10 protein-coding genes are annotated in these 8,862 nt (G+C 73.0%); 6 read left to right on the top strand and 4 right to left on the bottom strand.

The window, feature by feature from the left end:
• Positions 1 to 452: 452 nt before the first annotated feature.
• The 6 genes from ACFPZN_RS55225 (at position 453) to argS (ending at position 6,068) form a co-directional block, all read left to right on the top strand.
• Positions 453 to 1,172, top strand: coding sequence for a DUF998 domain-containing protein (locus ACFPZN_RS55225; protein ID WP_378293308.1), 720 nt, complete (start codon positions 453 to 455; stop codon positions 1,170 to 1,172).
• Positions 1,169 to 1,996, top strand: a complete 828-nt coding sequence (locus tag ACFPZN_RS55220; protein WP_378293306.1) for an alpha/beta fold hydrolase — start codon at positions 1,169 to 1,171, stop codon at positions 1,994 to 1,996. The genes ACFPZN_RS55225 and ACFPZN_RS55220 overlap by 4 nt, the downstream gene beginning before the upstream one ends.
• Complete coding sequence (locus ACFPZN_RS55215; RefSeq protein WP_378293304.1) at positions 1,993 to 2,352, top strand: hypothetical protein; 360 nt, start codon at positions 1,993 to 1,995, stop codon at positions 2,350 to 2,352. Before ACFPZN_RS55220 ends, ACFPZN_RS55215 begins: the two co-directional genes overlap by 4 nt.
• 95 nt (positions 2,353 to 2,447) lie before the next feature.
• On the top strand, positions 2,448 to 2,837 hold the full coding sequence (locus tag ACFPZN_RS55210; RefSeq protein ID WP_378293302.1) for a hypothetical protein: 390 nt from the start codon (positions 2,448 to 2,450) through the stop codon (positions 2,835 to 2,837).
• A 145-nt stretch (positions 2,838 to 2,982) separates the two neighbouring features.
• Positions 2,983 to 4,263 carry a phosphate acyltransferase PlsX gene (gene plsX / locus ACFPZN_RS55205; RefSeq protein WP_378293300.1) on the top strand — a complete coding sequence of 427 codons (1,281 nt, stop codon included), beginning with the start codon at positions 2,983 to 2,985 and terminating at the stop codon, positions 4,261 to 4,263.
• A 59-nt stretch (positions 4,264 to 4,322) separates the two neighbouring features.
• The gene (gene argS, locus ACFPZN_RS55200; protein ID WP_378293298.1) at positions 4,323 to 6,068 is read left to right on the top strand and encodes an arginine--tRNA ligase; all 1,746 of its coding nucleotides are present in this window, start codon (positions 4,323 to 4,325) and stop codon (positions 6,066 to 6,068) included.
• A 27-nt stretch (positions 6,069 to 6,095) separates the two neighbouring features.
• Here argS and ACFPZN_RS55195 read toward each other — a convergent pair whose 3' ends face one another.
• From ACFPZN_RS55195 to ACFPZN_RS55180, 4 genes are all read right to left on the bottom strand, one after another.
• A complete protein-coding gene (locus ACFPZN_RS55195) occupies positions 6,096 to 6,977 on the bottom strand; it encodes an LLM class flavin-dependent oxidoreductase (protein ID WP_378293296.1) in 882 nt (293 codons plus the stop codon).
• 2 nt (positions 6,978 to 6,979) lie between these two features.
• Positions 6,980 to 7,225, bottom strand: coding sequence for a DUF2630 family protein (locus ACFPZN_RS55190; RefSeq protein ID WP_378293294.1), 246 nt, complete (start codon positions 7,223 to 7,225; stop codon positions 6,980 to 6,982).
• A gap of 147 nt (positions 7,226 to 7,372) precedes the next feature.
• The gene (locus ACFPZN_RS55185) at positions 7,373 to 8,443 is read right to left on the bottom strand and encodes a hypothetical protein (RefSeq protein WP_378293292.1); all 1,071 of its coding nucleotides are present in this window, start codon (positions 8,441 to 8,443) and stop codon (positions 7,373 to 7,375) included.
• An 85-nt stretch (positions 8,444 to 8,528) separates the two neighbouring features.
• Positions 8,529 to 8,862 (bottom strand): aldehyde dehydrogenase family protein (locus tag ACFPZN_RS55180; protein ID WP_378293290.1); only part of this gene is annotated, 334 nt, incomplete at its 5' end.

Here is an 8,862-nt window from a genome sequence, read left to right as displayed (position 1 = left end):
TGGTCCGGAAGGGCAGGACGGTCGCGACCGCCCTGGTCTCCAGCCGTTCCTGCTCGCTCAGCCCGGCCCGGGCGGTCAGCTCGTCGAGGTGCTTCGCCGTGAAGGCGCGGAACTTGCGACCGGACGATCGCATTGCGGGAGCCGCGTCGTTCACCAGTGTCACGTGTTGGGTCTCCTTGAATTCGCGGTGCAGTGCACGCACCCTGGGGCACGCATGTCACGAACAGTGATCGGTTCGGCCCAGGCCACCCCCATTGAAGCGGTTGAACCCTGCCTATGCCGAATATCTACCCTTATGCGACTACAAAGATGCTGGTCAACCGTAGATCGGATAAATGACCGAAGTGTCGCCACCTGCCGCCCCGCCCGCCCCACCGGTTACGGGACGTGAGTGAGACCCCTTGCCCGGGTCCCTATGCTGTGGGGACGTCGAACCGACCGGTGGGAGCCAGGTGAACGCATCGCAGCAACCCGACCGGCCGGGTTCCGCGCCCGCCCTCGCCGCGCTGCTGGCGCTGGTCGCCGCGATCACCTACAGCACGTTCTTCCTCGAGCACTGGCTCAGCCCCCACCAGGACAGCATCAACGGCTACGTCAGCGAGCTGTCGGCCGTCGACCAGCCCTACCACTCGGTCTACAGCGGCGGCGACTTCATCACCGGCGCCCTGGCCATCACCGTCGCGGTCATCGCCCTGCTCACGCTGCGGCGGCGGCCGCTGGCCGTCATCGGCTGGATCTCCCTGGCCCTGTTCGGGCTGTGCGCCATCGGCGACGCCGTCTTCCCCCTCGACTGCGCCCCCAGCCTCGAGACGAGTTGCGCCCTGCGCGAACGCGCCGAGAAAGTCAGCTTCTCGCACTCCTTCCACGCCGTCACCAGCAGCCTGGTGATCACCTTCGGGGTGGCGGCGCTGCTCGCGCTGTCCCTGGCCGCCCGCCGGTACGGCTGGTGGCCCGTCCTCGCCCGCTGGGGCTGGCTGCTGGCCCTGGTCGAGACGGTCTGCGCCCTCGGCACCCTGCTCGCGATGCTCCTCGGCCGCTGGCTCGGCATCATCCAGCGCGTCCAGATCAGCATCCTCGTCCTGGGCCTGCTGACCATCGCCTGGGCGCTCTACCAGGACCGGCGCGTCCGGACCGGCGGCCCGCCGCCCGTACGAGAGAGAGCCCACCTGTGAGGATCGCGAACGCCGCAGGCGAGCAGGTCCACGTCGTCGAATCGGGCGAGGGCCCCCCGCTGCTGCTCGCCTCCGGCCTCGGCGGCGCCTGGTTCGACTGGGACCCCACCGTGGAACTGCTCCGCGAGGACCACCGGGTCGTCGTCTACGACAACCCCGGGCTCGGCCGCAGCCCCGCCGCGCAGGCGCCGCCCAGCCTCCGGCGCAACGTCCGGATCATGGCGGCCCTCGCCGACGAGATCGGCCCCCCGGTGACCGTCCTGGCGCACTCCATGGGCGCCTTCACCGCCGAAGCCCTCGCCCGGCTGCACCCCGAACTCCTGAACGGACTCGTCCTCGTCGACCCCAGCCAGGAACGCGACCCGTGCGCCCGGCCCCGCCTCGCCGCCGCCCTCGACCCGCTGGCCAGGGCCCTCGGCACCGGCCTGAACGCCACCCGGCTCGCCCGCCTGGCGGGCCCCGCCGGCCGGCGGCTCGTCCTGCGCTTCACCAGCGACCGCGACGACACCGTCCCGGCGGAGACCGTCCGGGACGTCTACGGCCGCGGCACCGTGCTCGGCACCATCGTCGCGGAGGAACTCGCCTACCGGGAGATGGCCGCCGACCTGGACGCGCTCCGCGACCGCCGCCCGTTCCCCGACCTCCCCCTCGTCGTGCTGACCGCGCTCGGCGACGCCGGCCCGTCCTGGGCCGAAGGCCACCGCCGGCTGGCCGCCATGAGCCCACGCGGACGCCAGGTCGAACTGCCCCGCGCCAAGCACATGCTCCAGCTCGACCGCCCGGACGCGATCGCCGACGCCGTCGCCGCGGTGGCGAAACCATGATGCGCACCGTCCGGATCTGCGCGCTGGCCGTCGCGCTCACGCTGGCGCTGTCGGGCTGCCAGCTGATGAAGCGGATCTCCGAGGGCGCCTACCGCAACGCCGTCGCCGACGGCACGGTCGCCGAACTGGCCGCCCACGGCGTACGGATGAACCGGCGCCCCGACTGCACGACCCCCGCGACCGGCAACGACGCCGTCGTCCGGATCCACTGCACGGGCCGTACCGCCACCGGCGCCAAGGTCGTCGTCACCGGCGGCGCGGTGGAGGCCGACACCGCCCACCCCCGCGAGTCGTACGTGATCACGGTGGACGGCCGCGCACCGCTCCGCAAGCGGTGCCTCGGCCGCGGCTGCTGAATCCGTCGAGAACGCGCAAGGACTCGGGAAAACCTCGGCGCGCCTCGCATGCACCCGGGGTCACGGGCGATGTACGACCTGTGAAGATCACGCGAGTGAAAGCCCTGGCGGCCGGCCTCACCGGCCTGCTCCTGGCCGGTGCCGCGGCCGGGATCGCCTATCTGCTGCTGACCGATTCCAAGCAACTGCGCTACCCGACCCAGTCCGCGCTGCGCGGCGCCCTCGCGTCCACCGCGACCGACGAGCTCCGCCGCCGCGGCATCTCCCTGGGCAAATCCCTGACCTGCAAGGACATGCCGGGCTGGACCAAGCTCAAGCTCCGCGCCGGCTGCTACGGCACGACGTCCGACAAGCGCATCGTCCACGTCATCGGCACCGGCGAGGACAAGTCCAAGGCGCACCACTACACGATCCTGGTGGACGGCAGCCCGGTCGTCGAGAACGCCGGCTGCCTCGGCCCCGACTGCCACGCCAAGACCAACTGACATCGCGGGGGTCGTCCCCCCACGATGAGCAGGTGTGGAGGGTCGTCCCTCCACGATGACGCGCCCCTCCACGATGAAAGGGCCTTAACATGCGATGAGCTGCGTTCTTGCGGCCGTCGCCGTCCTTTCACGATCTGGAGCCGCCATGACCGGCACGGGCGGGCCTTCGCGCCCGTCGCCGGACCGTCCCGCGCCCGTCGCCGTCGACACGATGGGCGGCGACCACGCGCCCGAGGAGGTCATCGCCGGGGCGGTGGCCGCGGTCCGCGATCACGGGGTGCGGCTGGTCCTGGTGGGGCAGGCTCCGCGGATCCGGCACGAGCTGGACCGGCACGGGGTGGTCGGGGAGATCCCGATCGTGCACGCCGACGAGGCCCTCGACATGGACGAGGGGGCGCTGGCCGGCTGGCGCAAGCCGCGCTCGTCCATCGCGATCGCGTGCCATCTCATCAAGCAGGGCCGGGCGTCGGCGCTGGTGTCGGCGGGGACGACGGCCGGGGTGGTCGCCACGGCGCGGTTGCGGCTGAAGGGCCAGCAGGGCGTGCTGCGGCCGGCGATCGCGGTGACGCTGCCCACGCGGCCGCGGCCGACGGTGCTGCTGGACTCGGGGGCGACGGCCGATGTGAAGCCGGAGACGCTGGTGCAGTTCGCGGCGGTGGGGACGGCGTACGCGCAGATCCTGCTCGGCCTGCCCAGGCCGCGGGTGGGGCTGCTGAACATCGGGGCCGAGGCGGGCAAGGGCGACAAGGTGACCAAGCGGGCGTACGAGCTGCTGTCCGGCGGGCAGCACGGCATCGAGTTCGCGGGGAACGTGGAGGGTCACGACCTGCTGGCCGGGACCGTCGACGTGGTCGTCACCGACGGGTTCACCGGCAACGTGGCGTTGAAGACCATGGAGGGCACGGTGCGGATGGCCCTCTCCGAGCTGCGGGCGACGATGTCCGGCAGCCGGACGGCGCGGATCGGGACGCTGCTGCAGCGCCGGCGGCTGCTGGAGCTGCGCGACCGGCTGGATTCGGAGACCTACGGCGGCGGGGTGCTGCTCGGCCTGAACGGGACCGTGGTGATCGCGCACGGCGCGTCCAGGGCCCGCGCCATCACCTCGTCCTGCCTGCTGGCGCACGATCTGGCGGCGGGCCGGATCGTGGACCGGATCCGCGAGCAGATCGCCGCGACGCGGACGCCGTCCAGGCTGGGGCGGCTGATGCACGGCGACCGCGACGGCGACAAGGACAGGGAGAAGGGCGACAAGCGGGAGGGCGTCCCCGCGCCCGAGGCGCCGGAGGCCGAGAAGGAGAAGCCGGAGCAGCAGGACGCGGAGGCCGCGCCCGCGCCCGCGCCTGCGCCCGCAGAGCCGCGGCAGGACGTGCCCCCGGCCCCGGAGTGCACCGCCGGCGCGGCCGAGAAGGGCCCCTCGGAGCGCTGACCGCGAGGCTCGCGTAAAGGGTTACCGGTTGCACTCCGTCGCGCCGATAACCTTGGGGCATGCCCGATCCGCAACTCGTTCTCGCCGCCCGGGTCTCAGGCGCGCTCGCCGCCGCCTTCGGACCGTCGTACGCGGACGCCGACCCGGTCATCCGGCCGTCGCAGTTCGCCGACCTTCAGGCCAACGTCGCCCTGCCGCTGGCCAAGAAGCTGGGCCGCAAGCCGCGCGAGGTGGCCGCGGAGATCGTCGAGCGGCTGGACGTCGCCGACCTGACCGCCGGCGTCGAGGTCAGCGGCCCGGGGTTCATCAACATCACGCTCCGGGACGAGTGGATCGCCGGGCAGGCGCAGCAGGTGCTGGAGGACGACCGGCTGGCCGTCCCGCCGGTCGAGGCGCCGCAGCGGGTCGTGGTGGAGTACTCCTCGCCCAACGTGGCCAAGGAGATGCACGTCGGGCATCTGCGGACGACGATCGTCGGCGACGCGATCGCCCGGATCCTGGAGTTCCTCGGCCACGAGGTCATCAGGGACAACCACGTCGGCGACTGGGGCACCCCGTTCGGCATGCTCATCGAGCACCTGCTGGACCTCGGCGAGGACGCGGCCGCGCGCGACGACGCCTCGGTCAGCGACCTGACCGCGTTCTACCAGGCGGCGCGGGCCAAGTTCGACGGCGACGAGGGCTTCGCCGACCGGTCGCGGCGGCGGGTGGTCGCGCTGCAGGCGGGCGACCCGGAGACGCTGCGGCTCTGGCAGATCCTCGTGGACGTGTCCAAGCGGTACTTCAACACGGTGTACGAGCGGCTCGGCATCACGCTGACCGACGACCACATCAAGGGCGAGAGCTTCTACAACGACCTGCTGGCGCCGACGGCCGAGGAGCTGGAGGCCAAGGGCATCGGGGTGATCAGCGACGGGGCGCTGTGCGCGTTCCCGCCCGGGTTCACCGGCCGGGAGGGCGAGCCGCTCCCGGTGATCATCCGCAAGAGCGACGGCGGCTACAACTACTCCACCAGCGATCTGGCGACCGTCCGGTACCGGGTCGACACCGAGCACGTCAACCGGATGATCTACGTGGTGGGCGCCCCGCAGTCGCTGCACTTCCAGATGGTGTTCGCGGTGGCGCGGATGGCCGGCTGGCTGGACGGCGAGGTGGTGGCGGAGCACGCCGAGATCGGCAACGTGCTGGGCACCGACGGCAAGATCCTGCGCACCCGGGCCGGCGGCACCGTCAAGCTGGTCGAGCTGCTGGACGAGGCGGTCGAGCGGGCCGGCGTGGAGTACGACAAGATCCAGCGCGACGAGGCCTTCGACGAGGCCACCCGGGCCGCGATCGTCGAGGCGGTCGGGATGGGCGCGGTCAAGTACGCCGACCTGTCGGTGGCACGCGACAGCGAGTACATCTTCGACTTCGACCGGATGATCGCGTTCCGCGGCAACACCGGCCCCTACCTGCAGTACGCCGTGGCCCGGATCCGGTCGATCTTCCGCAAGGGCGGGCTGGCGCCTGAGGACGCCACCGGCCCGATCGTCGTCGGGCACGAGGCGGAGCGGGCGCTGGCGCTGCACCTGCTGAGCTTCGGCGCGGCGCTGGAGCAGGCGGCGGCGAACGCCGAGCCGCACCGGCTGGCGAGCTACATCTTCGAGCTGGCGTCGGCCTACACGACGTTCCACGAGAACTGCCCGGTGCTGAAGGCGCCCGACGAGGAGACGAAGGCGTCCCGGCTGGCCCTCGCCGCGGCGACACTGCGCACGCTGGTCACCGGCCTCGGCCTCCTCGGCGTCCCCACGCCCGAACGCATGTGACCGTCCACCCGCGGCGACGCCGGTGGTTCAGGCACGTTCGCGCATGACGGTCTCGCGGACGGCCGGCACGATCTCCAGCGCGAAGGTCTCCAGATACTCCGGGTCGCCGTCGTAGAGGAACGAGTCGACGCCGTACCCCAGGGCCAGTTCGGCGATCTCACCGACCCACTGGCCGGAGTCGCCGTTCAGGAATCCGCCGGGCCCGCCCGGCCCGAACGAGCCGCTGAGAATGTAGATCCGGCGGATGTCCGCCGGGTCGCGGCCCGCGTCCTTGGCGGCCTCGTCGATCCGGCGCCGCGCGTCCACCAGCCGCCCCGGCGGCACGCGCGCGGACGAGGCGATCCAGCCGTCCGCGACCCGTCCCGTCAGGGCCAGCGCGCGCGGCCCCGTCACACCCAGCCACACGTCGATCCGGCGTCCGGGCACGGGGCCGGGCGGCGCGCCGTCCAGCCGGTAGTGCTCGCCGCGGAAGCACACGCCGCCGCCGTCCGCGTCCCACATCGACCGGATGAGCAGCACCGCCTCCTCCAGCGCGGCGCGCGCGTCACCGGCCGTGAGCCGGGGCCCGCCGTAGGCCCCGATGGCGTCCCGGAACGCGCCCGCGCCCAGGCCGAGCTCCACCCGGCCACCGCTCACCAGGTCCAGGGTCGCCATCGCCTTGGCGAGCAGCACGGGCGGCCGCAACGGCAGGCACGACACCGCCGGGAACACCCGGATCCGGCCCGTGGCGCCCAGCACGGCCCCCATCAGGCTGTGCGCGTCGGCGTGCCGGCCCTGGTACGGCTGGTCCTGGATGCCGAGCAGGTCGAGACCGTACCGGTCCGCCCGCTGGGCGATGTCGAGCAGCGGCGCGTCCGCCTCCGGCATCAGGAAGTATCCGAACCGGAGGCGCCGACCGTTCTCGCCCATGATTACTGCAGATAGCCTTCCACTTCGCCCGGCGGCCGCACCTCGGCCTCGTCAGGGTCCGTCCCGGCGCCGAGCCGCGCCCGGCGCTGCCGGAGAAGGTCCCAGCACTGGTCCAGGGCCACCTCCAGCCGCTCCAGCCGCTCGCGCTCCTCGTCCCGGGTCAGCTCACCGCGCAGGTGCCGCTCGCGCAGCCGCTGCTCGTCCGCGACGTACTCGCCGATGCGCGCCAGGATCTGCTTGTCGTCCATGCTCTGGCCTCCGTTGATCCCGTGGCCTCCGGCCGCCCGCGGGCACGCGGGCACGCCCGGCGAAGCCCCGTCCCACGTGCGCGCCGTGCGCGTCCGCGCCGTGCGCGTGCGCGGGCAGGGGCTCCGCCGCCGGGCGGCCGATCCGCCTCAGCCGTTCCGGCCGCCCCCGGTGATGCCCGTCAGGAACCCGCCCTCGGTGGTGTTCGCCGACTGCCGCACCGAGCCCGGTTCGGTCTTGGGCTCGACCATCGCCGGCGGCGGCGCCGTCTCGTTCTTCGTGGTGCGGGACGGCGCCGACTTGGCCGCCGTGCTCGTCCGCCGGGACGAGCTGGACCGCGAGGACGTGCGGCCGGTGCCGGAGCTCCGCGTGCTCGTGGCGCGCGTGCCCGAGCTCCGGGTGCCGGACGCCCGCGTTCCCGAGCTCCGCGACGCGGTGCTCCGCGAGGCCGTGCTCCGCGTCCCCGTCCCCGTGCTCCTCGACCGGGCCGCGGTACTCCGGGTGCCGGTGCCGCGCGAGGTCGTGCTGCGCGTGCCCGCCCGTGCCCGGGTGCCGGTGCCGGCGGCCCGGGTACCGGTGCGCGAGGTCGTGGTCCGGGTGCCCGCCGTGCGCGACGTGCTCGCCCTGGGCGTGGCCTTGGCCTGCGTGGTGATGGCCTTCGCCGCGGCGTTCATCGCCTTGGACGCGTCGGTCATCGCCTTGGTCGCGGTCGTCATCGCCCTGGTCATGGCCGTCATGGCCTTGGCCGAGGACGTCGCCTTGGTCGCCACCGACTTCATCTTCGTCGCGGCGGCCTTGGCCTCGGTCGCCGCCTTGGTGACCTTGGTGGCCGCGGCGGCCGAGGTGCGGCTCGACGCGGCCGTGGTCCGGCTCGTCGACCTGGTGGTGCCCGTCCGCCCCGTCGTGCTCCTGCGGGCGGTCCCGGTCGTGCTCGCACGCGTGGTGCCGGTGCTCCTGCGCGCGGCGGTGCCGCGGCTCGACGTGCTCGTACGCCGGGTGGTGCCCGTCGACCTGGTCGTGCCCGAGGACCTGGACGCGGTGCCCGTGGTCCTGCGGACGGTGGTGCGGCCGGCGGTGCTGGTCCGGGCGGCGCTCGAACGCTTGGGCGCCGCACGCCCGGCGGTGCTCGCCGACCGCTTCGCGGTACTGCTCTTCTTGGACGTCGTACGCGCGGCCGTACCTCGGCCCGACGTCGTACGAGATGTCGTCTTGGTAGGCACTGATCTCCCCCCCGTGATGATCAGTTTCGGGGAGATCTATTCCACAGATCGTGCCGCTCTACACGCATTTCCGCTGATGAAGGGGTCAGACGCCCACCGGATGCCATACGGTCCTGGTCTCCAGGAACGCGGTCATCCGCCCGGTTCCGGGGGCTGCGGACCAGTCCGCCCCCTCCTGCGGACGCAGGACCCGTTTGAGATTTCCTGCCGCCGCCTCCTCCAGCACCGGCACCTGCCCGGCCCCGACCCCGGCCAGATCCACCGCGTTGAGGTCCATGTGCGAGGCCAGCCACGGCGCCAGCTCGGCGCGGTGGCCGGTGAGGATGTTGACCACCCCGCCCGGCAGATCGGAGGTCGCCAGCACCTCCGCCAACGTCACCGCCGGCAACGGAGCCGGCTCGGAGGCCACCAGCACGCAG

Origin of the sequence: Actinomadura rugatobispora (assembly GCF_042656285.1) — a bacterium.
In the GTDB taxonomy this organism is placed as follows: domain Bacteria; phylum Actinomycetota; class Actinomycetes; order Streptosporangiales; family Streptosporangiaceae; genus Spirillospora; species Spirillospora rugatobispora.
This window is presented reverse-complemented; position numbering and strand designations above follow the sequence as displayed.